The sequence below is a fragment of the Enterobacter sp. 22499 genome (genome assembly GCF_052044815.1).
Lineage (GTDB): Bacteria > Pseudomonadota > Gammaproteobacteria > Enterobacterales > Enterobacteriaceae > Enterobacter > Enterobacter bugandensis.
In genome coordinates, this window is the sequence record NZ_JBQENR010000002.1 from 46064 (window position 1) to 68873 (window position 22810).

A 22810-nucleotide genomic window follows, 5' to 3' on the forward strand; every position below is an offset into this window, starting at 1 on the left:
TTTAATATCAACAGCTTAATAAAATTTCATTTGGTGGCTATATATTTGTATTTTTGTACTATATTAAACTTTGTAATGTATGGTAAACACAGCCTAATTAAGAGTTTTCTTAATCATAAGACAAAGGTATGCTTATTTATATCGAACACAGGAAGTGAATTTTCGATCGATTTTAGTCACTGCAAAAATTGCAATTCTGTTTTTCTTCGTATTTGCCTGGCTGTCAGGTTAAGCAGCGGACATCACGTCCCACAGTCTATAAGGATATGAGTATGGCTACCCAAACGATGATGCAAAAACTTAACGCGCAGATGAACCTTGAGTTCTACGCCTCGAACCTGCACCTTCACTTAAGTGCATGGTGTTCTGAAAAAAGTCTCACGGGCTCTGCCACGTTCTTTCGTTCACAGGCACAAAGCAACGTCACCCATATGATGCGCGTCTTTAACTTCCTGAAGGCCGCGGGGGCTAACCCGGTTGTTAAAGCCCTTGATGGGATCAATGAAAATTACTCTTCTCTGGAAGAACTGTTCCAGAAAACGCTGGAAGAGCATGAGCAGCGCTGTACGACGCTCAACAAGCTGGCCGATGAAGCCAGAGCACAGCATGACATCATCACTCTTAAATTTTTACGCGATATGGATAAAGAACAGCAGCAGGACGGTATGCTGCTGAAAACGCTGGCGGATGAGATCCACAATGCGCGCCAGGCCGGTTTACGCCCGGAGCAAGCCGACCGCCACCTGCTCGATCTTGTGACGGTGCAGCACCACTAAGCGTTTAACCTGCCTTGGCCCTGGTTCAGGGAGGCAGGTTCCTTCTTATCTCCCCAACCCTCTGCTTTTGCTGAAATTTAACAAATCAGATCTCGCTCTCAATGATTAACCTTACAAAATGTAATGATTTATTTAATTACATAATCATTGACGAGGGAAAAGCATGATCACCATTGAGTTTGTTGTCATTCTCCTCTGCCTGCTGACGGGAACACGTTTCGGCGGCATGGGGCTTGGGTTAATCAGCGGTATTGGCCTTTTTATTTTGTGTTTTGTCTTTGGGCTCCAGCCCGGCAAGCCTCCGGTTGACGTCATGTTAACCATTCTCGCGGTGATTGGCTGTGCCGCTACCCTGCAGACCGCGGGTGGCCTCAACGTCATGATGCAGTTTGCTGAACGCCTGCTGCGCAAACACCCGCAGCACATCACGCTTCTCGCCCCTTTTACCACCTGGATGCTGACCTTTCTGTGCGGCACCGGGCACGTGGTCTACACCATGTTCCCCATCATTGCGGATATCGCCCTGAAAAAAGGGATCCGCCCGGAACGCCCAATGGCGGTGGCATCGGTGGCATCCCAGATGGCGATCACCGCGTCTCCGGTTTCCGTCGCCGTTGTGTCGCTAGTCTCCATCCTGGCCGCACAGCATGGGATTGGGCACGCCTGGGGGATCCTGGAAATCCTCGCCGTATCGGTTCCCGCTTCGCTTTTCGGCGTCGCGATCGCGGCCCTGTGGAGTTTACGTCGGGGGAAAGATTTAGCTGATGACGGGGAGTTTCAGGAGAAACTGAAAGATCCCAAACAGCGCGAGTTTATCTATGGCGGCACGGAGACGTTAATGAACCAGCGTTTTCCGAAGCAGGCCTACTGGTCGACATGGATTTTCTTTGCCGGTATTGCGGTGGTAGTCCTGCTCGGGGCTTTCCCCGAACTGCGCCCGGCCTTCGAACTGAAAGGTAAAATGACGGCCCTGTCGATGAACCTCGTCATTCAGATGATGATGCTCATCGCCGGTGCCGTGATGCTGATGGCCTGCAAGGTCAATGCCTCAGCCATCTCAAACGGTGCGGTATTCAAGGCCGGTATGGTGGCGATCTTCTCGGTGTTCGGGGTGGCGTGGATGAGCGATACCTTTTTCCAGGCGCATCTCGATGAGTTAAAGCTGGCGCTGGAAGGGGTGGTGAAAAGCCATCCGTGGACGTATGCCATCGTGCTTTTCCTGGTGTCGAAGCTGGTAAACAGCCAGGCGGCGGCCCTGACGGCCGTGGCGCCGATGGGATTGATGCTGGGCATCGATCCAAAAATGCTGATCGCCTTCTTCCCGGCGTCCTACGGCTATTTTGTTCTGCCGACCTACCCGAGTGATTTAGCCTGCATCGGCTTTGACCGCTCGGGAACAACCCGCATCGGCAAATTCATCATTAACCACAGCTTTATTCTGCCGGGGCTAATTGGCGTGAGCTGCGCCTGCGCGGCGAGCTACCTGCTGGTCCAGACCTTCTTTTAACGTTTTCAACGGGCGACACGCGCGGTCGCCCGTTCGCGTTTTAATGAGACTCGCCCTGCGGCGTAAAGCGCAGTTCAATCAGCGCGATGGCTTTCTGGATCGCGCGAAGCGTCACCGGGTCGGCAGCCGCGGGATGGCTGGCAAAATCGATGTTTTTCAGCTGCGTGGACATCTTCTCGCGCACTTCAACCGGTGCAATAACGTCCAGAACATCAAGAATTTGCTTAATAACCAGCTGGCAGGCAACAACGTCAGAGACCAGTTCCTGATCGGCGCTCAGGTTTTGTGACATGGGGGTTTCTCCTTATTCAAAGGCCGCCATAGTATCAAAACGTGGCCCGTGACATCTGCCCTTCCTTGCCGCAGGACACAAAAAAACCCGCCGAAGCAGGTTTTTTTATCAGAACATGGCGCCAGGCGGCACGTCTTTAAAAGTGCGGCAGTAATTGGCCCACATACTTTTCAGGATTTTGCGCAGTTTCATTGTGATGCTCCATTAACTTGTTATACAACTTTATAGTCAATGTGCCTATAATATGACCATCGTCACAAAAATCAATATTTTTGTGACGCATATCACAATTTAAACTGCGCAGTGCGCATTAACCCACGATACTGCGAACAAAATCCTCGATCGCCTTATCCTGGCAATTTTCAAAGAAGCACTGCTGGAAACGCGGGCCGGAAACAGCGGTCTTCACCAGCTCAGGATCGATGGCTCGCAGCGAGTCAAGATAGTTATCTTTTACCACGGCCGCTTTTACCTGGTTCAGAATACCGGCATTACGCACCTGCGGCTCTTTACGCTCTGGAGGATAACCCTCCCCTTTTCGGCCGGTAAACGCCTTTTCAAAGATAAAGCGAACGTTTAGCTCCGCTCCCCAGCCAAACCCTTTGGCAAAAGGCAGAGAGAGCGCATTGCCGTTATTGATTTGCGCGAAGAGAAACGCGTCTGCGGGATCGATGCAGTAGCCGCAAATCACGCCAGGGTGGATGTTTAACGACATCAGCGCCCCCTGCCCGGTGCCGCAGCCGGTGACCACAAAATCCACCGCTTTCGCATTCAGCAAAATGCTCGCCATAATGCCCAGGTGGATGTAGGTCAGGTGATGATCGTTTTCGTCGCTCATACCCACGTTGTAAACCGGGAACCCTTTTTCATCGGCTACCGTTTTCAACTCTTTTAATATGACTGGGTTTTTAGCCGCCTGGCTGTTTTCCATCATCAGTGCAATTTTCATCGTGTCTCTCCAGAATGCGCTGCGGGCGCTCCCCGCCATGGATACCTATTCCCGTTCATTCTGGCATCAAATAAACAGACTTTCAAAGTAAATGAAATGGAGTTTTAAAAATCCAATGCACGCTCACAATTTTGTGAAGGGGAGGATCTACGCCGTCCGTTGCAAAGAGTGAGGGTAGATCGTCCGGCTATTCCTGGCATTGCAGCGGGCATCTGCGGGTACGATAACGTATTTCCATCCACTCAGAGCGAACCATGAAAAGAGCCATCGTAGCCGCTACACTCCTGCTGCTCGCGGGATGCAGCGTTAAACGCCAGGCGGAAATCAGCAGCCTCGACGCGCCGAACGGCATTGTCCGCCTCGACTATGGCCAGGCCGTGCTGCAAAACGCCTGGTCCGATGAATATGTTAATAACGGTACCGCGGTAAAAGCCTGTCAGAACATGGGCTATGCCACCGCCTCTGCCTACGGGCAACCGGTCAAAACCTGTACCCTGACAAGCGGCTCTTTGTGCCTGAACGAGAGCGTTACTATCCAGTATAAGTGCATGGGGTATGCCGTTAACCCTAAGGCAAATAATCCCTGGTATTAACCAAAGCTGCCAGCGTTTGCTGGCGCTTTATTTAACTAAGAACAAAAATAATTCGCATTAATAAAAATAAATATCGCCAATGCGTTTTATTCCCATTCGTATTTTAAAAGAACAAATATTTAATTTTACGTTTTGCAAATAATTAAATAACAAATTATAGTGTCGCTCATTATGAACCCGTAATAATAATCCGGAGCGCCACCATGCTGAAAACTGAAATGATCGACAAGCTCAATGCACAAATGAACCTTGAGCTCTATTCATCCCTTCTCTACCAGCAGATGAGCGCCTGGTGCAGCTATCACAGCTTTGAAGGTGCGGCCGCGTTTCTGCGTCGTCACGCCCAGGAAGAGATGACCCACATGCAGCGCCTGTTTGATTATCTGACCGATACGGGCAGCCTGCCGCGCATCGAGAACGTGGCATCGCCTTTTGCTGAATATAATTCTCTCGACGAACTGTTCCGCGCCACCTACGAGCACGAACAGCTGATCACCCAGAAAATTAACGAACTGGTTCATGCGGCAATGATCGGCCAGGATTATCCAACCTTTAATTTCCTGCAGTGGTACGTTGCGGAACAACACGAAGAAGAGAAGCTGTTTAAATCCGTGCTGGATAAATTATCCCTGGTGGGTAAATCCGGCGAAGGACTTTACTTTATTGATAAAGAACTGTCGACTCTCGATACGCAGAATTAATATCAGCGCGGTGCCGGTTTCCGGCGCCGCGTTAATTTACCTTTCCCTGCATTAAAACACGCATTTTATTCCCCATACGTCCTATTTACGTCACGCCTGACCGTCGCCCCACTCAGGATGGGCAGTAGCGCAATACGTAAACCTTTCATTACACGCCTTGTAACGGTGGTTTGACGAATTACCGCTTTTGCCTTACTCTGCGCCGCAGATTTTGTTGCGGTTAAGCGTCGTTGTAGAGGAAAGCGTGAAGAACAGAACCCTGGGAAGTATTTTTATCGTCGCCGGAACGACGATTGGCGCAGGAATGCTGGCAATGCCTCTGGCTGCCGCGGGAGTGGGATTTGGGATGACCCTGCTGCTGCTTGGCACGCTCTGGGCATTAATGTGCTATACCGCACTGCTGCTGCTTGAGGTTTACCAGCATGTGCCCGCCGATACCGGGCTGGGTTCGCTGGCGGCGCGCTATCTGGGACGCTACGGCCAGTGGATCACCGGCTTTAGCATGATGTTCCTGATGTACGCCCTCACGGCCGCGTATATCAGCGGTGCCGGAGAGCTTATCGCCTCCAGCGTCAACGACTGGTTTGGCTCTGACATTACCCCTGCAACGGGGGCCATCTTCTTTGCGCTTATTGGCGGCGGCGTGGTCTGCGTGGGCACATCGCTGGTCGATCTCTTTAACCGTTTTCTCTTCAGCGCCAAAATTCTGTTTCTGGTTGTCATGCTGGCGCTGCTTGCACCGCACGTGCACAAGGTGAACCTGCTGACGCTGCCGCTGGAGCAAGGGCTGGCGCTTTCCGCCATCCCGGTCATTTTCACCTCGTTTGGCTTCCACGGCAGCGTGCCGAGCATCGTCAGCTATATGAACGGCGATGTCCGCAAGCTGCGTCGTGTGTTTGTTATCGGCAGCGCCATTCCGCTGATCGCCTACATTTTCTGGCAGCTGGTGACGCTGGGTAGCATTGACTCTTCAACCTTCGTCGGGCTGATGGCGCAGCACGCTGGCCTGAACGGTTTTCTGTTGTCGCTGCGCGAGGTGGTCACCTCGCCGCACGTGGAGCTGGCGGTTCACCTGTTTGCCGACCTGGCGCTCGCGACCTCGTTCCTGGGCGTAGCGCTCGGCCTGTTCGATTACCTGGCCGACCTGTTCCAGCGTCGCAATACTGCCGCCGGGCGGTTACAGACCGGAGCCATTACCTTCCTGCCACCGCTGGCGTTTGCGCTGTTTTACCCTCGCGGGTTTGTGATGGCGCTGGGCTACGCGGGGGTGGCGCTCTCTGTCCTGGCCCTGCTGCTCCCTTCCCTGCTGGCGTGGAAAAGCCGTCAGCAGCATCCTCAGCAAGGATATCGCGTCGCGGGAGGAAAACCGCTGCTGTGCGTTGTGTTTGGCTGCGGGGTAATGATTATTCTGGTGCAGGTGTTGATTGCCGCCGGGATGCTGCCGGAAGTGGGTTAAAGATAAAAGGGGCTATCATCAGCCCCTTTTTTTATCAGTGCAGGCAGCAGCTCTTAAACTTCTTCCCGCTGCCGCAAGGACACGGATCGTTACGCCCCACTTTCGTGCCGTTCACGACAGGCTTCTTCGCTTCCGGCTGCTGCGGGTTCTCCACCCAGTAGTTGTATAAGCGCAGGGCCGCAGGCTGGATGCTCTCGATGCTGGCGATATACTCCTCTTCGGACAGTTCATCCAGCTTCTCGCTGTTCTCTTCCGTTCCGTGCAGGGCAATCACGTCGAGATCGGCCTTCAGGGCTTCCGGCAAGGCTGACCAGTCCGTCAGCGCCACGCCGCGCATGTAGCCATAGCACCACTCTTCGACCACGGTGTAACTCTCCCCGTCAACGTCGTTATAGCCGAACAGCGGCTCAAACTGATCCGGGTATTCACTCAGGCGCTCGGCAATGTCGTTCATATGCTTAAAGCAGAGATCGATAAAACGGTTCATCTCGCGATCGTTTTTCCAGCGCGGGATGTACTTCTCCCCGCCCCACACCGCCACCAGCCAGGCATCTGGCTCAACGACAACAGGGCCGGAAAGCACTGCAGTTAGCATGCCGTCCAGTTCGGACACGTCAATCACGGACGCATCGTCATGACCGTAAGACATTAATGTCTCTTCCAGCCACGCCATTTCGCTTTCATTTAATGGACCTTCCGTCATCGCGGACACTCCTGATAAAAAAGGAAAGGATCCTACCACAGATCGTACGCCTGCCCTGGCTGAAGTTTAGGTCTTTATTGCTGCAAAAGTGTGCAAATCGTGACCGTTGCACAACTTATGGGCTTTATTGTTAACGATGTGTGATCTCCGCTGTAAATTCTTCTCCTGGCGCAGGGCGGGATAACGCGGCGCTCTATACTCAAACATGTCATAACCCCGTCAAGGGGTTAACCATTCTGGCAACGTTTTTGCTTGCTGTTCTTCGCGCGACGCTGCGCATGGAAACCTCGCCGTATCACGCAGGATGCTGTTCGTTTAGTGCATTTTGTTCTTGCTCGTGTTTTTGGATTGGCTGCGCCCTGGGCGTTCAGGCTTACGCCGTGGTGCAAAAACCTCTTTGCTAAGGAACATAATAATGTCGCTGAAATTTATCAAAACGCCTGTTTCTCTTGTGCTGGCCGGTTGTCTGGTAACGGCATTTTCCGCCCGGGCAGATATCGTGATCGGTGTCGCCGGACCGTTCACGGGCCCTAATGCCACCTACGGCGATCAGTACTGGCACGGCGCAACGCAGGCCGCCGAAGACATTAACGCCGCAGGCGGTATTAACGGTGAGAAGATCAAACTGGTTCAAGGGGATGACGCCTGCGAGCCTAAGCAGGCGGTGGCCGTCGCCAACCGCTTAGTCGACCAGGATAAGGTCAACGCCGTGGTCGGCCATTTCTGCTCCTCTTCCACCATGCCCGCCTCCGAAGTGTATAGCGACGCGGGCATCATCGCGATTACTCCCGGCTCAACTAACCCGCAGATCACCGAACGCGGCATGAGCGACATGTTCCGCATGTGCGGCCGCGACGACCAGCAGGGTCAGGTCGCCAGCGACTTCATCATCGACAAGCTGAAAGCCAAACGTGTGGTCATCATTCACGATAAAGACACCTATGGACAGGGACTGGCTGATGCCACCAAAGCGGCGCTGGCGAAGCGCGGGGTCAAGGATGTGATGTATGAAGGTTTATCCCGCGGTGAAAAAGACTTTAACGCGCTGGTGACGAAGATCGGCGCGCAAAAACCTGACGTGGTGTTCTTCGGCGGCTGTCACCCGGAAGCTGGCCCGCTGGTTCGCCAGATGCGTGAACAGGGGGTGCAGGCGAAATTCTTCTCCGGCGACTGCATTGTCAACGAAGAGATGGTGACGGCAGCGGGCGGCCCGCAATATACCAACGGCATTTACATGACCTTTGGTAAAGATCCGCGCCTGATCCCGGATGGTAAAGCGGTTATCGACAAATTCCGCGCCGGTAAATTCGAGCCGGAAGGTTATACCCTCTACTCCTATGCCTCCGTACAGGCCATTGCCGCAGCCTTCAAGGCCACCGGCGGCAAGGATTCCGCGCAAGCCAGCGAGTGGCTGAAAGCCAATTCCGTCGACACGGTGATGGGCAAAAAAGCCTGGGACAGCAAAGGCGACCTGAAAGTGTCTGACTACGTGGTTTACCAGTGGGACGACAAGGGAAAATATAAGGAAGTGCAGTAACGGGACGGAATCACGCTCAACGTCGGCGGGCTTGCCCGTCGGTGCGTAATAAACATCAGGCTGCGCGCCTCGCGCAGCCTATAAAACGAGCGCGCTAAGATGAGTACATTCTTCCTGCAGCAGTTAGTCAATGGCTTAACGCTGGGCTCCGTCTACGGCCTGATCGCCATCGGCTACACCATGGTGTACGGCATTATCGGGATGATCAATTTCGCCCACGGCGAAGTGTATATGATTTCCGCCTATCTCTGCGCCATTGGTCTGGCGCTGCTCTCTTTCTTCGGGCTTGAGTCCTTCCCCCTGCTGATTCTGGGTACGCTGGTGTTCACCATCGCGGTAACTGGCGTGTACGGCTGGACTATCGAGCGTATCGCCTACAGGCCGCTGCGCAACTCCACGCGCCTGGCGCCGCTTATCTCCGCCATCGGGATGTCGCTTATCCTGCAAAACTACGCCCAGCTAAGCCAGGGCCCGCGCCAGCAAGGGGTGCCGACCATGCTCGACGGCGTGATTCGACTGCATCTTGGCGACGGGTTCGTGCAGATAACCTACACCAAAGTGTTTATTCTGCTCGCCTCGTTTGCCGGCATGCTGTTGCTTACGTGGATAATCAACCATACCCGGCTGGGGCGGATGTGCCGCGCGGTGCAGCAGGATCGCAAAATGGCCTCTATTCTGGGGATCAACACCGACCGGATTATCTCCCTGGTCTTTGTTATCGGCGCGGCGATGGCCGGCCTGGCGGGCGTGCTCATCACCATGAATTACGGCACCTTTGATTTCTACGTCGGGTTTGTGATTGGCATTAAGGCCTTTACGGCGGCGGTGCTCGGCGGTATCGGTTCCCTGCCCGGCGCCATGCTCGGTGGCCTTATCCTGGGCGTCGCAGAAGCCCAGTTCTCGGGCATGGTGAACTCGGACTATAAAGATGTCTTCTCGTTTGGCCTGCTGGTCATGATCCTGATTTTCCGGCCCCAGGGTCTGCTCGGGCGCCCGGTTGTGGCCAAAGTGTGAGGAAGAGAATGATGACATCGCACGGTTTTTCTCTAAAGCGCTGCGTTCTGGACGCGATTTTTTCCGGGCTGATTGCGCTGATTATCTTCGGCCCGATTGCCGGCGTGGTGCTGGACGGGTACAGCTTTAACTTTGCCGGACAACGGCTGGCCTGGATGGTCGGCATTGTAATGCTGGGGCGTTTTCTCTTGAGCGCTTTTTTGGGTACCGCCGCGGGCGCTCGTTTCCAGGCGCGCTTCGAAGCCGATAACGCGGGCGTCTATGTTAGGGCTCCGGACTACAAAAGCCGCATGCGCTGGATTATTCCTCTGGTGATTGCGCTTGCGGTTTGCTTCCCGTTTGTCGCCACCAAATATGTACTGACCGTCGCCATTCTCGGGCTGATCTACGTGCTTCTCGGTCTGGGGCTGAACATCGTCGTGGGGCTGGCCGGCCTGCTGGACCTGGGGTACGTCGCCTTCTACGCGATTGGCGCGTATGGTCTGGCGCTGGGGTATCAGTATCTGGGGTTAGGCTTCTGGACCATGCTGCCGCTGGCGGCAATCATGGCCGCCGCCGCCGGTGCCCTGCTCGGTTTCCCGGTACTGCGCATGCACGGCGACTATCTGGCGATCGTCACCCTCGGGTTCGGGGAGATCATTCGCCTGATCCTGAACAACTGGCTGACCTTCACGGGGGGGCCAAACGGCGTGTCAGCCCCTCCCCCCACCTTTTTCGGCCTGGAATTTGGACGACGCGCGAAAGAGGGCGGCGTGCCTTTTCACGAGTTTTTCCACCTGACCTACAACCCGAACATGAAGTTTATTTTTATCTACGCGGTACTGTTTCTGGTTGTGATGCTGGTGCTCTACGTCAAACACCGCCTGACGCGGATGCCGATTGGCCGGGCGTGGGAAGCCCTGCGCGAAGACGAAATTGCCTGCCGCTCGATGGGGTTGAATCACGTCCTGGTGAAGCTCTCCGCCTTTACGCTGGGCGCGTCGACCGCGGGGATTGCCGGGGTGTTCTTCGCAACCTATCAGGGGTTTGTGAATCCGACCTCCTTTACCTTCTTTGAATCCGCGCTGATCCTCGCCATCGTGGTGCTGGGCGGCATGGGCTCTACCCTTGGCGTGGTGCTGGCCGCCTTCGTGCTTACGGTAACGCCGGAGCTGCTGCGCAGTTTTGCGGAGTACCGCGTCCTGCTGTTTGGCATGCTGATGGTGGTGATGATGATCTGGCGTCCACGCGGCCTGATCCGCATTAACCGCAGCGGGTTTGCCGTGCGTAAGGGCGTGGCGCCATGAACGGAACGATATTGCGCGTGGAACATTTGATGATGCACTTCGGTGGGATTAAGGCGCTTAACGACGTTAATCTGGACGTGCAGCGCGGCTCCATTACCGCCCTTATCGGGCCAAACGGAGCGGGAAAAACAACCGTGTTTAACTGCCTGACGGGTTTCTATAAGGCCTCCGGCGGCAATATTTTATTTTCTACCCGAACTAAAACGACCAACGTTATTCAGGTCCTCGGACAAAAATTCCAGCCTGGCGACTGGATTAACCCCGCGCAGTTCGGGCAGCGCCTGTTCTACAAAATGTTTGGCGGAACGCACCTGGTGAACCGCGCCGGGCTGGCGCGCACCTTTCAGAACATCCGCCTTTTTCGCGAGATGTCTGTCGTGGAAAACCTGCTGGTCGCGCAGCATATGCGCGTTAACCGCAATCTGCTCGCCGGGATCTTAAACACGCCGGCATATCGGCGGGCGGAAAGCGATGCCCTGGACAGGGCCTTCTACTGGCTGGAGGTGGTGGACCTGGTGGAGTGCGCCAATCGCCTGGCGGGAGAGATGTCGTACGGGCAGCAGCGGCGTCTGGAGATCGCGCGGGCAATGTGTACCGGGCCCGAGATGATCTGTCTCGATGAGCCTGCCGCCGGACTTAACCCGGTCGAAACGCATAAGCTGAGCAGCATTATTCGTTTCCTGCGCGATCGTCATGACATCACGGTCTTACTGATTGAACATGATATGGGGATGGTGATGGAGATTTCGGACGACATTATCGTGCTCGACCACGGCGATGTTATTGCCAGAGGGAAGCCCGAACAGATTCAGCATGATGAAAAGGTGATTGCTGCCTACCTGGGTACGGACGAAAGCGAGGTGACCCTATGACCGAACCGCTGCTGGCATTTCGCAAGGTGGATGTGTTCTACGGTGCCATTCAGGCGCTGAAGCAGGTCTCCCTGGAGGTCAATAAAGGTGAGACCGTGGCGCTGATTGGCGCGAACGGCGCGGGTAAATCGACATTGCTGATGTCTATCTTTGGCCAGCCGCGCATCCGGAGCGGGCAGATTCTGTTCAGTGGTGACGACATCAGCCATCAATCCACCCACTACGTCGCCTCCGGCGGCATTGCGCAGGCGCCTGAAGGCCGGCGTGTCTTCCCGGATATGACCGTCGAAGAGAACCTGCTGATGGGAACCATCCCCATCGGCAACCGGTTTGCGGCTGAAGATATGCAAACCATGTTCGACCTGTTCCCTCGCCTCAAAGAGAGGCGCAAGCAGCGCGCGATGACCATGTCCGGCGGGGAACAGCAGATGCTGGCGATCGCCCGGGCGCTGATGAGCCGTCCCAGGCTGCTGTTGCTGGATGAACCGAGCCTGGGCTTAGCGCCGATAGTTGTGAAACAGATCTTCCAGACGCTGCGCGAGCTGGCCCGCAACGGCATGACCATTTTTCTGGTGGAGCAGAATGCGCACCATGCGTTGAAGCTTTCCGACCGCGGATATGTGATGGTTAACGGGCAGATCCGGTTGAGCGGCAGCGGCGAGGAGCTGCTGGGAAATCAGGAGGTGAGGAAGGCGTATTTGGGTGGATATTAAAACGCCCGCGATAGCGGGCATAAAGATGCCGTATGGATTAACCAAACACCATTATACAAACAGATAGTGGTTTAATTCCGATCACCCTTATTTACAAAAAACTGCAACTTACAGGCGTAATGTTTCCCTTGTTAACCATTAGTTCTATAAGGGATTAAATTATGTGGAGTGCCCATAAAGCCGCAGTTTACGCCCGCCAGCATGCGGGCGAGCATAGCCAGAAAAGATGTGCAGAATTTGTTTCAAAAGCGATTCGCGCTGGCGGTGCTAATCTGCAGAACACACATTATGCTAAGGATATGAAAAGCAATTTGATTTTGGCTGGCTTCCATCAGATTTACGGCGAGCCTGTTGAGGGTGACGTGGCAGTGATTCAGCCTACAGCCCACCACCCCTATGGCCATGCATGCATCTATGGCGGGAACGGCATCTGGTACTCTGATTTTGTTCAGCGAACAATGTATCCGGGAAAAGAATACCGGGAAGTAAAGCCAGCGTATGCAATATACAGGCATGACTAACATGAAAAAAATAATTCTTGCTGCCCTGCTTCTGCCCACTCTCGTATCAGCTGCACAGAAGCTACCCCCTGAGGCATCCGCCGCCCTTCAGTTTAATAAGTGGTACATCTCGCAGATTCTTAGCGGGAAAGAGCCAATAAAAAACTATGAAGCGCTGAGCCGATACGTTACCCGCGAAACAATCAGCAAACTCAAAGCCATGGATAAGCTGGATCCGGATGAATATGACGTGCCTGACGTCGATATGTTCATAAAGGCCCAGGGATATGATGATGACTGGGGCATCGTCAGTGCGCGGGCATTAGATTACGATGCCGCATGCATGCAGGTGTATATATCATTCGGCAAAAAGCGGGATCACACCGTGATTGACTGCATGGTCAAAGAAAATGGCGCATGGAAAGTTCAGTCCGTGGCAAGCGTGAATATTTCTGACAACCTGAGCGCAGAATGATATCGGCGATATGACAGGGGTACTGATGCAATGCATCTTCGCGAATCCCTGTCGTATCGCCGACAAATACACCTTCGCTCTGGATAACTGAATAACTGAATAACTGAATAACTGAATAATAACAATGATGCAAGAAAGTGGATTTCAGGCACAAAAAAACCACCTTTCGGTGGTTTCACGACACTGCTTATTGCTTTGATTATTCTTTGTTTCCCATGGTACCCGGAGTGGGACTTGAACCCACACAGCGCGAACGCCGAGGGATTTTAAATCCCTTGTGTCTACCGATTCCACCATCCGGGCTCGGGAAGAAAGTGGAGGCGCGTTCCGGAGTCGAACCGGACTAGACGGATTTGCAATCCGCTACATAACCGCTTTGCTAACGCGCCGTAAAACTTTTCTAACTGACACCCGCTATTGCGCATGTCTTTAATCTGGAGCGGGAAACGAGACTCGAACTCGCGACCCCGACCTTGGCAAGGTCGTGCTCTACCAACTGAGCTATTCCCGCATGTTATCAAGATAACTGCTAACCACTTGATTTCATTATCGTCCGGCTTACTGTGCCGCCGTTCGATGCGTTGCATTCTACTGATATGACGTGATGAGTCAACGTTATTTTTTGCTTGTCTGGATTGTTTGCTGAAAATTACGGCGAAACGATCACTGATCAAGCAAATCCCCGCGCGCAGCGTTCAAATATTGCAGCATTGACCACAGCGTCAGCACCGCCGCGACCCACAGGAGGCCAATCCCCGCCCACTCAACCCAGGCGTTCGGGCGCCAGAGCATCCACACCAGCGAGGCCATCTGCGCAGTGGTTTTCACTTTACCAATCCAGGATACCGCCACGCTGCTGCGTTTCCCCAGCTCCGCCATCCACTCACGCAACGCAGAGATGATGATCTCACGGCCAATCATAGTTGCGGCGGGCAGCGTCACCCACCAGGTATGATAGTGCTCAGCCACCAGCACCATCGCGATCGCGACCATCACTTTATCCGCTACCGGATCGAGAAAGGCGCCGAAACGGGTGCTCTGGTTCCAGCGGCGCGCCAGATAGCCATCAAACCAGTCAGTTACCGCTGCAATAAGGAAGATCAATGCGCAGGCGAACGGTGCCCAGACGACCGGCAGGTAAAACGCCAGCACAAAGAACGGAATGAGTACAACACGAAAGAGAGTGAGCAACGTAGGGATATTATATTGCATAGTGACGGTAACTATTTGTTGTCAGTAAAATTTAGCTCTATGTTGCTACAGAGCCCTCAATGTTTCAACGAGTAGTAGATCTTTTCTGCCAGCCCTTGCGAAATACCCGGCACTTTTGCAATTTCCTCCATACTGGCGTTGAGTAATCCTTGCAATCCGCCCATATACTTCAGCAGCATCTGGCGGCGTTTTGGCCCAACGCCCTCAATAGTCTCAAGCGTGCTCGTGTTTTTGACCTTCGCCCGTTTTTTGCGGTGGCCGCTGATGGCATGGTCGTGCGACTCATCGCGAATATGCTGGATGACGTGCAGCGCCGGGGAGTCCGGCGGCAGGCTGAAGCCCTCACCTTCCGGCTCAAAAAACAGCGTTTCCAGACCGGCCTTACGATCGGCCCCTTTTGCCACGCCTAACAGCAGCGGATGGTTTTTGTCCCACTCAACGTCGAGCGACTCGAATACCGCTTTCGCCTGACCTAGCTGCCCTTTCCCACCGTCGATAAGAATCACGTCCGGGATCTTGCTCTCTTCAATCGCTTTACCGTAGCGACGGCGCAGCACCTGATTCATGGCAGCATAGTCGTCACCCGGAGTGATGCCGGTGATGTTATAGCGGCGATACTCGGCGCGCAGCGGGCCGTTGGCGTCAAATACCACGCAGGACGCCACCGTCTGCTCACCCATCGTATGGCTGATATCGAAACATTCCATTCGCTTCACTTCCGGCAACTTCAGGAGCGTCGCCAGCGCGGTTAGACGCTGGCTAACCGTCGATTGCTGGGACAGTTTAGTGGTGAGCGCCGTCGCCGCGTTGGTCCGCGCCAGCTTCAGATAGCGTGCACGGTCGCCGCGCGGTTTGGTTTGAACATTGACCCGACGCCCGGCCAGTTCGGAAAGCGAATCGGCCAGCAGGGTTTTGTCATCAAGGCTAAAATCGAGCAGGATCTCCGAGGGCAGCGTACGCATCTGGCTGCCCTGAAGATAAAACTGGCCAACAAAGGTTTCCACCACTTCACCCAGCTCGGTGCCGCCAGGCACCTTCGGGAAATAGCTGCGGCTGCCGAGCACTTTGCCCTGGCGAATAAACAACACATGCACGCAGGCCATGCCGGCGTCGAAGGCCACGCCAATAACGTCGAGATCGTCGCCGGTATTTGAGACAAACTGTTTCTCAGTGACTCTGCGCACCGCCTGGATCTGGTCGCGGATCCGCGCAGCCTCTTCAAACTCAAGCGCGGCGCTGGCTTTTTCCATTCTGGCGATCAGCTGGGTTAAAACCTGATCGTCTTTGCCAGCTAAGAACAGGCGTACGTATTCCACCTGCTGCGCATACTCGTCTTCACTGACCAGCCCGGCAACACAGGGGCCAAGGCAACGCCCAATCTGGTACTGTAAACATGGGCGCGAGCGGTTGCGGTAGACGCTGTTTTCACACTGGCGGATCGGGAAGATTTTTTGCAGCAGCGCCAGCGTCTCTCGCACGGCATAGCCATTCGGGAAGGGGCCGAAATATTCGCCTTTCGCGTGTTTTGCGCCGCGGTGCATCGCCAGGCGCGGATGGGTGTCACCACTCAGAAAGATAAACGGATAGGATTTGTCGTCCCGCAGCAGCACATTATAGCGCGGCTGGTAGAGCTTAATATAGTTGTGCTCAAGCAGCAGCGCTTCCGTCTCGGTATGCGTCACGGTGACATCAATATTCTGAATGAGTGAGACCAGCGCTTCGGTCTTACGGGAGGCAAGGTTACTGCGGAAATAGCTGGAAAGACGCTTTTTAAGATCTTTGGCCTTCCCCACATAGATAACCGTACCGCCAGCGTCATACATCCGATAGACGCCTGGCTGGCTGGTTACGGTTTTCAGAAATGCTTTTGAATCGAATACATCACTCACTGACTTAACAACGTCTCCGCGTTACATAAACCGTGCCGGATGGCCAGATGAGTCAGTTCAACATCACCATGAATGTTCAGTTTACTGAACATACGATAACGATAGCTGTTGACCGTTTTCGGGCTGAGATTCAGCTGCTCCGAGATCTCATTCACTTTCTGACCCTTGGTGATCATCAGCATAATCTGCAATTCACGCTCAGACAAACTGGCAAACGGTGATTCCGTTTTCTCGGGTTCGATCTGGCTCAGCGCCATCTGCTGCGCAATGTCGGAGGCAATGTAACGCTGCCCGGCAAATACAGAACGGATAGCATTGACGACCTCCTGCGGTGCGGCGCCTTTGCTCAGGTAACCGGCTGCCCCCGCCTGCATCACCTTCGCGGGAAGCGGATTTTCAGTATGCACGGTCAGCATGATGACTTTTGTATCAACAAAGGTACGCGCGATTTTGCGTGTTGCCTCAAGGCCACCGATACCGGGCATATTCATATCCATCAGCACCACATCGGCCGAGTTTGTGCGGCACCATTTTACGGCATCTTCCCCACAGCACGCCTCACCGGCAACTTTAATACCTTTAATATCTTCAAGAATGCGTCGTATCCCTGCGCGCACCAGTTCGTGGTCATCAACAAGAAGGACGTTGATCAAAGGAAATGTCTCCAGAATAGGGATAACGCTACTGAGTGATAATTTGGCTTATATTAACGGTTTTCATCACAAGATTAAAACGTTAAAAAATCGGCTATTCGATTTTGCTCTCGTTTTTGGAAATTAGCCTGTACAGTCCATGGAAAGAGAGCCCTTGCCATCAGAGCTTTTGCGGCTATTTTTAAGCATCTGTATTCAAAAAGTTACAAAAAGCTTGCACGCTTTCCTCGCGGAAAAACTCTTCTCAATTTTTGTAACAATAATTAACGGCAAGTAAACCAGGCGCAAACAATTAATAGCCGTACCAGAGCATCAGTTTACCGGCTGGCTCTGTTTACGCAAATAAACACTGGCGTAAAAGTACGAAAAACAACCGCTGCATTTTTTGCTGCAGCTTGTGGTATACTCCGCCGCCTTGACTTTCGTCGTCGCGCTTTAGCGCCGTTTAATAATGAGGAAAATAAATGAGCACACCTGAATTTGCCACTGCCGAGAATAACCAGGAACTGGCACAGGAAGTAAACTGCCTGAAAGCGCTGCTAACGCTGATGCTGCAGGCGATGGGCCAGGCTGATGCTGGTCGTGTGATCATTAAAATGGAAAAACAAATCGCGCAGATGGAAGACCAGGCGGAATCGGCCGTATTTGCTAACACCGTTAAGCAAATCAAACAAGCGTACCGCCAGTAACAAAAAACGGCTGGATGCAGTGCATTCAGCCGTCCACTCGTCTGTCACGCAGAACGTACTCTCTAATCAGATCAGTCCTGTAGCCGCCGCATAACAGGCAATCTGCGTCTTGTTTGGCGCATTAAATTTTTTCTGCATATTCTTCTGATGGAAGTTAACCGTATTCTCTGAAATAGAGAGAATGATCGCTATTTCCGCCGACGTCTTACCTTCCGCGGTCCATTTCAAAATTTCTCGTTCGCGTTTGCTGAATTTCATCTCAGGCGGCATAACCATCTTATCTTCAAAACGCAGCAGCGCTGTTAATGCCATTTGCACCAGCATCTGCAGCCGCAACTCTATTTCCTCGCCGGCAAACGGTCCTTCCTGCGCGCGAGTACGGGAAACTGAGAGGAAGCCGAGCGCATGATTAGGCAGCATCAGACACTGAGTTATTCCCGAACGTAGACCGAAGTCCTGCGCCCTATGCCATAATTCCTGAGCATCCGCAAATAATTCGTCCGTCCAGGGTAAATGCCCCTGAATGAAATTCTCCGGCTTTAGCACCGGATCGATGGTGAAATAGTTCTCTGATTGATATTGCGCCAGCCACTGTTGCGGATAAGTGGCATGCACAGCAATTTTAGGCCGCGTAAACGGCACCGGATGGCGCACACAGAGTGAGTAATAATCGAATTCCAGCGCCTGAGTTTGTCGCTGAAGTTCATGATATACCTCGGCGGCACAGGTCAATTCCTGAAACCGCAGGGAGCAATCCCGTCGCCAGGTGAAAAAGTCTGAATCCTTCATACTTACTAAAAGAAGCCTCTGAAAAGATAATCATTATTATGGTGAATATAACCTAACACATAAAACTTATTTCTAACTACAAAATATCGGCACTAGCACCATTAACTATGCTATGGATAAGGATTATTCTGTTCGGGTAGAATAAAAGAACACCGTTTAAGGCGAAGAGCGAGAATAATTTGCTCCAGAAGAACTTTCTGGAGCAAATGAGTACATAAATGCTACTGCATAAGGAATTTTTCCAGGAACTGACGGGTTCGCGGCTGCTGGGGGTTAGCAAATAAGCTTTTCGCCGGTCCCTGCTCCACAATCCGCCCCTGGTCCATAAAGATGGCTCTGTCCGCCACGTCGCGCGCAAAGCTCATTTCATGGGTCACGATAACCATCGTGCGTTTTTCCTGCGCCAGCTGGCGGATGGTGTTCAGCACCTCACCCACCAGTTCTGGATCGAGCGCGGAGGTCGGTTCATCAAACAGGATCACGTCAGGGCGCATCGCCAGCGCGCGCGCGATGGCCACGCGCTGCTGCTGCCCGCCCGACAGGCGGCGCGGATAGCTGGTCTCTTTCCCTGCCAGCCCGACTTTGGCGAGCAACTCGCGGGCGCGTGCCGTCGCTTCCTCTTTGGGCTCACCTTTTACAATGACCGGTCCTTCAATAATATTTTCCAGCACCGTGCGGTGCGGGAATAGATTGAAGCTCTGGAACACAAAGCCGACATGCTGACGCAGGCGGCGAATCAACCCTTTCTGCTGGCTGATGGATTTGCCGGTATCAATCGTTATCTCCCCAACCCGAATGGTGCCCCCTTCCGGCTGCTCAAGCAGGTTGATACTGCGCAGCAGCGTGGTTTTCCCCGACCCGCTCGGGCCAATAATCGCCACGACTTCGCCCTGCTCAACTTCCAGGTCGATGCCGTGGAGCACCGTTTGCCCGTGGAATTTTTTCACCAGGTTTTTGACGTCAATTGCACTCATTTTGGATCACGCTCCTGGCGGTTAAGCTGGTTTTCAAAGTAGTTTTGCAGAGCAGACAACACCGTCGCCATCACCCAGTAGATCAGCGAGGCGGCCAGATACATGGTGAAAACTTCAAGGGTGCGCGAGGTAATGAGCTGCGCCTGACGGAACAGCTCCGGCACCTGGATGGTTGCCGCCAGAGAGGTATCTTTTACCAGGCTGATGAAGCTGTTGCTCAGCGGCGGAAGCGCTACCCGCGCCGCCTGCGGCAGAATGGCGCGACGCAGCGTCTGCCACGGCGTCATCCCGATACTGGCCGCCGCTTCCCACTGGCCTTTATCAATCGACGAGATCGCCGCGCGCAGGGTTTCGGAGGTATAGGCCGCCGTGTTAAGCGACAGGCCAATCATCGCCGCCGGGATCGGATCCAGCTCGATGCCGAACTGCGGTAAACCGTAGTAGATCATAAAGAGCTGAGCGATAAGCGGCGTACCGCGAAACACGGAAATATAAAAGCGCGCCAGCCAGCGTACCGGCAGGATGGGCGACATTCGCATTAAGGCCAGTACAAAGCCCAACACAAGACCGAAGAACATCCCGCCGATACTGAGCTGTAGCGTGAATACCGCACCTTTCAGCAGGAATGGCAGGGAATCAATAACCAGTTGAATACTTTCTTGCATTATTATTTTTCGACCTGATTTTTAGACATGAGGATGATAAGCAAACAGCGCGGGCGCCCCGCCGGTGTGCACAAATAAAATCGGCCCTTCATCCTTAAAGCGTTTCTGCGCAATGCCATCGATAAGCCCGGCCATCGCTTTACCCGTATAGACCGGATCGAGCAGTATACCTTCTAGGCGCGCCAGCAGCTTAACGGCTTCCATCCCCTCTTCATTAGGCGTGCCGTAGCCCGGCGCAAAATAGTCATCCCAGAGCAAGATCTCGGCCCTGGCCTTCAGCTCCAGTTGCTCTGCCACCGCCTGTTGCAGCGCTACTACTTTTGGCTTCTGGTCCGCGACGCTGCGGGAAACCGTCACGCCAATCAGCTCGACATCCGGCAGAAGCTGTTCCAGCCCCACCGCCAGCCCGGCATGCGTGCCCGCGCTTCCGGAGGCGACAACGACCGACGAGAGGCTAACGGCGCCCTCGCACTGCTGGGCGATTTCCAGCGCACTTTCCACATAGCCCAGCGCGCCCAGCGCGTTCGAACCGCCGACGGGAATAACGTAGGGGCGGAAACCCTGCGCTTCCAGACGCGTCGCCAGATCTTCGAGCTGCGCGGTCGGGTCGGTCAACGCATCCACCATCTCCACCTGCACGTTGAACAAGTCTAAAAGCAGGCGGTTACCGTTGGTGAGATAGTTTTCAGCCCGCGTGCCAATCGGGTTTTCCAGCAGGGCCACGCAGTGAAGCCCGAGCTTTGCCGCCACGGCGGCCGTCTGACGAACATGGTTGGACTGAATGGCCCCGGCAGTAATAAGCGTATCCGCGCCTTCGCGCAGCGCGTCGGCCGCCAGAAACTCCAGCTTGCGCAGCTTATTGCCCCCCATCGCCATCGGCGTCACGTCATCGCGCTTAATAAAAATATCGCGTCCCAGATAATCAGAAAATCGCGGCAGGTACTCCAGCGGCGTCGGCGCACCGATAAACTCCAGACGGGGAAAGCGCGTTAAATTCTGTAGTGACATGGACTCTCCGGTAACTCAGACAAAATGTGATATTTTTCATTATGCACGCAGACGCGTAAGAAATAAAAAAGGCGCTTTTAAAAGCGCCTTTTTTCCAGGTCAGCGACTTATTTGGTGACGTCGGCCCCGAACCACTTCTCAGACAGCGCCTTCAGGCTGCCGTCTTTCTGCATGTCAGCAATCGCGGAATCAATGGCTTTCACCAGATCCTCGTTGCCTTTACGGACGGCCACGCCGGATTCCTGACGAGAGAACGCATCACCCGCTACTGCCAGGGTATTGTTGGTTTTCTTCACCAGATCCAAAGCGGCCAGACGGTCAACCAGAATGGCGTCGATACGGCCTACGCGCAGGTCCTGATATTTCGTCGGGTCATCATCATAGGTGCGGATATCCACGCCCTGAACGTTCTGGCGCAGCCACTCTTCGTAGTTAGTTCCCAGACCGACGCCGACTTTTTTGCCTTTCAGATCGGCAGCGGATTTAATGGAGCCTTCGTTACCTTTCTTCACCAGCGCCTGAATACCGGACACGGTGTACGGCGTGGAGAAGTCATACTTCTTCTTACGCTCGTCAGAAATGGTCACCTGGTTAATCACCACGTCAATACGTTTTGAATCCAGCGAGGCCAGCATACCGTCCCATTTGGTCGGTTTCAGGGAGGCTTTAACGCCGAGGTGCTTCGCCAGTTCTTCTGCAAATTCCACTTCAAAACCGGTCAGCTTGCCGTCATCGCCCTGGAAGCTGAAGGGAGGATAGGTTCCTTCCAGCCCGACCAGCAGCGTACCGCGCTCTTTTACTTTATTCAGCAGGTTTTCTGCGGCGAACGTTTTCACGCTCATGCCCGCAACCAGCGCGACGGCCATAACACCCATCAGCGCCTGACGACCCAGAAGTGCAAATTTCATAAATACCCCGATATAGTGGAATTTTTACGTAGTGTAGAGAAATCGCCTGCAACGTCAAAGGCGACTGCGCTACATCTTATTCTTTTTTAATATATATCAGAAGTTGTTCCGGCGAGCGCTTTCTGCTTCACGGAACCCGGCATTTGCACCTTATATTGCGCATACTTGCGCAGCGCAATACGATAGTTGTTGGTGCTGGTTGCAGGCAGCCACGGCTCGAGATTTTCATCCAGGTAACCGGTCTTCAGCAGATCGCGAGAGATATTGTTAACGCTCAGATGCTGCCCAAGACGGCGCAGGCGAACCACATATTCGCGCACGGTGCCGTGGCTCATCTCCGTTTGTTCAAACAGGAATTGTTTGAAGCCGATGATATCGAAGAAGTCGCTTTGCTCTTTGCAGTGGAGATCGCCACAGAAACGGCAAAGCGCCACCCACTCTTTTTGCTCTTCGAGCCACGCGGCTTCATCCATTAACGTGTCGAGGCGAGAGATAGCGATTTTATTCACGATCTCGCCGCGGCGAACCAGCGTGATACGATCGAGTAATTTGTTACAGTGGGCGCAATGCGTCTGGCTGTGTTTAAAGTCTTTCAGGTAGCGGCTTAAAGGCCGTCTTTTAGATTGCTGCACCGTCATGATAACTCCTG

Annotated in this window: 26 protein-coding genes, 3 tRNA genes and 1 pseudogene; 14 read left to right on the plus strand and 16 right to left on the minus strand. The window is 53.7% G+C overall.

What is annotated here, in order from left to right; all coding sequences use genetic code 11:
• The first annotated feature begins 272 nt into the window (after positions 1 to 272).
• Both ACTJI7_RS08135 and ACTJI7_RS08140 read left to right on the plus strand, forming a co-directional pair.
• The gene (locus ACTJI7_RS08135; protein ID WP_028013660.1) at positions 273 to 776 is read left to right on the plus strand and encodes a non-heme ferritin-like protein; all 504 of its coding nucleotides are present in this window, start codon (positions 273 to 275) and stop codon (positions 774 to 776) included.
• A 163-nt stretch (positions 777 to 939) separates the two neighbouring features.
• Positions 940 to 2283 (plus strand): anaerobic C4-dicarboxylate transporter, encoded by a 1344-nt coding sequence (locus ACTJI7_RS08140; protein ID WP_028013661.1) that lies wholly within the window; start codon positions 940 to 942, stop codon positions 2281 to 2283.
• A gap of 40 nt (positions 2284 to 2323) precedes the next feature.
• Here ACTJI7_RS08140 and ACTJI7_RS08145 read toward each other — a convergent pair whose 3' ends face one another.
• The 3 genes from ACTJI7_RS08145 to ACTJI7_RS08155 form a co-directional block, all read right to left on the minus strand.
• Positions 2324 to 2575: a DUF2766 family protein gene (locus tag ACTJI7_RS08145; protein WP_008500405.1), complete on the minus strand. Its 252-nt coding sequence runs from the start codon at positions 2573 to 2575 to the stop codon at positions 2324 to 2326.
• A gap of 108 nt (positions 2576 to 2683) precedes the next feature.
• Positions 2684 to 2767, minus strand: a complete 84-nt coding sequence (azuC, locus tag ACTJI7_RS08150) for a stress response protein AzuC (protein ID WP_014884364.1) — start codon at positions 2765 to 2767, stop codon at positions 2684 to 2686.
• A gap of 118 nt (positions 2768 to 2885) precedes the next feature.
• Positions 2886 to 3524 carry an RpiB/LacA/LacB family sugar-phosphate isomerase gene (locus tag ACTJI7_RS08155; RefSeq protein WP_028013662.1) on the minus strand — a complete coding sequence of 213 codons (639 nt, stop codon included), beginning with the start codon at positions 3522 to 3524 and terminating at the stop codon, positions 2886 to 2888.
• A gap of 254 nt (positions 3525 to 3778) precedes the next feature.
• On the opposite strand from ACTJI7_RS08155, the gene yecR reads away from it, so the two are divergent.
• The 3 genes from yecR to tyrP all read left to right on the plus strand — a co-directional run bounded on the left by yecR (position 3779) and on the right by tyrP (position 6274).
• The gene (yecR, locus tag ACTJI7_RS08160) at positions 3779 to 4117 is read left to right on the plus strand and encodes a YecR family lipoprotein (RefSeq protein WP_063154944.1); all 339 of its coding nucleotides are present in this window, start codon (positions 3779 to 3781) and stop codon (positions 4115 to 4117) included.
• A 203-nt stretch (positions 4118 to 4320) separates the two neighbouring features.
• A complete protein-coding gene (ftnA, locus tag ACTJI7_RS08165) occupies positions 4321 to 4818 on the plus strand; it encodes a non-heme ferritin (RefSeq protein ID WP_028013664.1) in 498 nt (165 codons plus the stop codon).
• 244 nt (positions 4819 to 5062) lie between these two features.
• A complete protein-coding gene (gene tyrP, locus ACTJI7_RS08170; protein ID WP_041909407.1) occupies positions 5063 to 6274 on the plus strand; it encodes a tyrosine transporter TyrP in 1212 nt (403 codons plus the stop codon).
• Between the two features lie 34 nt (positions 6275 to 6308).
• Here tyrP and ACTJI7_RS08175 read toward each other — a convergent pair whose 3' ends face one another.
• Positions 6309 to 6977, minus strand: a complete 669-nt coding sequence (locus ACTJI7_RS08175; protein WP_028013666.1) for a YecA/YgfB family protein — start codon at positions 6975 to 6977, stop codon at positions 6309 to 6311.
• A 415-nt stretch (positions 6978 to 7392) separates the two neighbouring features.
• Here ACTJI7_RS08175 and ACTJI7_RS08180 point away from each other — a divergent pair, with 415 nt between their 5' ends.
• From ACTJI7_RS08180 to ACTJI7_RS08210, 7 genes are all read left to right on the plus strand, one after another.
• Complete coding sequence (locus ACTJI7_RS08180; RefSeq protein WP_232928108.1) at positions 7393 to 8514, plus strand: branched-chain amino acid ABC transporter substrate-binding protein; 1122 nt, start codon at positions 7393 to 7395, stop codon at positions 8512 to 8514.
• 99 nt (positions 8515 to 8613) lie between these two features.
• Positions 8614 to 9528, plus strand: a complete 915-nt coding sequence (locus ACTJI7_RS08185) for an ABC transporter permease subunit (RefSeq protein ID WP_048959822.1) — start codon at positions 8614 to 8616, stop codon at positions 9526 to 9528.
• Between the two features lie 11 nt (positions 9529 to 9539).
• On the plus strand, positions 9540 to 10814 hold the full coding sequence (gene livM / locus ACTJI7_RS08190) for a high-affinity branched-chain amino acid ABC transporter permease LivM (protein WP_248177128.1): 1275 nt from the start codon (positions 9540 to 9542) through the stop codon (positions 10812 to 10814).
• Positions 10811 to 11686 carry an ATP-binding cassette domain-containing protein gene (locus ACTJI7_RS08195; RefSeq protein WP_045260336.1) on the plus strand — a complete coding sequence of 292 codons (876 nt, stop codon included), beginning with the start codon at positions 10811 to 10813 and terminating at the stop codon, positions 11684 to 11686. Before livM ends, ACTJI7_RS08195 begins: the two co-directional genes overlap by 4 nt.
• Positions 11683 to 12399 carry an ABC transporter ATP-binding protein gene (locus ACTJI7_RS08200; RefSeq protein WP_045631541.1) on the plus strand — a complete coding sequence of 239 codons (717 nt, stop codon included), beginning with the start codon at positions 11683 to 11685 and terminating at the stop codon, positions 12397 to 12399. Before ACTJI7_RS08195 ends, ACTJI7_RS08200 begins: the two co-directional genes overlap by 4 nt.
• Positions 12400 to 12560: 161 nt before the next feature.
• Positions 12561 to 12920 carry a hypothetical protein gene (locus ACTJI7_RS08205; protein ID WP_069733039.1) on the plus strand — a complete coding sequence of 120 codons (360 nt, stop codon included), beginning with the start codon at positions 12561 to 12563 and terminating at the stop codon, positions 12918 to 12920.
• 1 nt (position 12921) lies between these two features.
• Complete coding sequence (locus tag ACTJI7_RS08210; protein WP_028013673.1) at positions 12922 to 13374, plus strand: DUF3828 domain-containing protein; 453 nt, start codon at positions 12922 to 12924, stop codon at positions 13372 to 13374.
• 216 nt (positions 13375 to 13590) lie between these two features.
• On the opposite strand, the gene ACTJI7_RS08215 is transcribed toward ACTJI7_RS08210, so the two are convergent.
• The 6 genes from ACTJI7_RS08215 to uvrY all read right to left on the minus strand — a co-directional run bounded on the left by ACTJI7_RS08215 (position 13591) and on the right by uvrY (position 17128).
• Positions 13591 to 13677, minus strand: a tRNA-Leu gene (locus ACTJI7_RS08215).
• Positions 13678 to 13689: 12 nt separating this feature from the next.
• Positions 13690 to 13763: transfer RNA gene (locus ACTJI7_RS08220), tRNA-Cys, on the minus strand.
• Between the two features lie 46 nt (positions 13764 to 13809).
• Positions 13810 to 13885, minus strand: a tRNA-Gly gene (locus ACTJI7_RS08225).
• A gap of 152 nt (positions 13886 to 14037) precedes the next feature.
• On the minus strand, positions 14038 to 14586 hold the full coding sequence (pgsA, locus tag ACTJI7_RS08230; RefSeq protein WP_041909393.1) for a CDP-diacylglycerol--glycerol-3-phosphate 3-phosphatidyltransferase: 549 nt from the start codon (positions 14584 to 14586) through the stop codon (positions 14038 to 14040).
• 56 nt (positions 14587 to 14642) lie between these two features.
• Complete coding sequence (gene uvrC, locus ACTJI7_RS08235; RefSeq protein ID WP_041909391.1) at positions 14643 to 16475, minus strand: excinuclease ABC subunit UvrC; 1833 nt, start codon at positions 16473 to 16475, stop codon at positions 14643 to 14645.
• Complete coding sequence (gene uvrY / locus ACTJI7_RS08240; RefSeq protein ID WP_013096026.1) at positions 16472 to 17128, minus strand: UvrY/SirA/GacA family response regulator transcription factor; 657 nt, start codon at positions 17126 to 17128, stop codon at positions 16472 to 16474. Before uvrY ends, uvrC begins: the two co-directional genes overlap by 4 nt.
• Before the next feature lie 370 nt (positions 17129 to 17498).
• On the opposite strand from uvrY, the pseudogene ACTJI7_RS08245 reads away from it, so the two are divergent.
• Together ACTJI7_RS08245 and ACTJI7_RS08250 are read left to right on the plus strand one after the other, a co-directional pair.
• Positions 17499 to 17567, plus strand: a pseudogene (locus tag ACTJI7_RS08245) (hypothetical protein); the annotation flags it as partial.
• A 25-nt stretch (positions 17568 to 17592) separates the two neighbouring features.
• Positions 17593 to 17817 carry a DUF2594 family protein gene (locus ACTJI7_RS08250; protein WP_014832453.1) on the plus strand — a complete coding sequence of 75 codons (225 nt, stop codon included), beginning with the start codon at positions 17593 to 17595 and terminating at the stop codon, positions 17815 to 17817.
• Positions 17818 to 17883: 66 nt separating this feature from the next.
• On the opposite strand, the gene sdiA is transcribed toward ACTJI7_RS08250, so the two are convergent.
• From sdiA to fliZ, 6 genes are all read right to left on the minus strand, one after another.
• Positions 17884 to 18606 carry a transcriptional regulator SdiA gene (gene sdiA, locus ACTJI7_RS08255; protein ID WP_028013675.1) on the minus strand — a complete coding sequence of 241 codons (723 nt, stop codon included), beginning with the start codon at positions 18604 to 18606 and terminating at the stop codon, positions 17884 to 17886.
• A gap of 221 nt (positions 18607 to 18827) precedes the next feature.
• Positions 18828 to 19580 (minus strand): L-cystine ABC transporter ATP-binding protein TcyN, encoded by a 753-nt coding sequence (gene tcyN / locus ACTJI7_RS08260; protein ID WP_041909387.1) that lies wholly within the window; start codon positions 19578 to 19580, stop codon positions 18828 to 18830.
• Positions 19577 to 20245, minus strand: a complete 669-nt coding sequence (gene tcyL / locus ACTJI7_RS08265) for a cystine ABC transporter permease (protein ID WP_028013677.1) — start codon at positions 20243 to 20245, stop codon at positions 19577 to 19579. Before tcyL ends, tcyN begins: the two co-directional genes overlap by 4 nt.
• 21 nt (positions 20246 to 20266) lie before the next feature.
• The gene (gene dcyD / locus ACTJI7_RS08270) at positions 20267 to 21253 is read right to left on the minus strand and encodes a D-cysteine desulfhydrase (RefSeq protein ID WP_063154950.1); all 987 of its coding nucleotides are present in this window, start codon (positions 21251 to 21253) and stop codon (positions 20267 to 20269) included.
• Positions 21254 to 21360: 107 nt separating this feature from the next.
• Positions 21361 to 22161 (minus strand): cystine ABC transporter substrate-binding protein, encoded by an 801-nt coding sequence (gene tcyJ, locus ACTJI7_RS08275; protein ID WP_028013679.1) that lies wholly within the window; start codon positions 22159 to 22161, stop codon positions 21361 to 21363.
• 86 nt (positions 22162 to 22247) lie between these two features.
• Complete coding sequence (gene fliZ, locus ACTJI7_RS08280; RefSeq protein WP_028013680.1) at positions 22248 to 22799, minus strand: flagella biosynthesis regulatory protein FliZ; 552 nt, start codon at positions 22797 to 22799, stop codon at positions 22248 to 22250.
• Positions 22800 to 22810 lie beyond the last annotated feature (11 nt).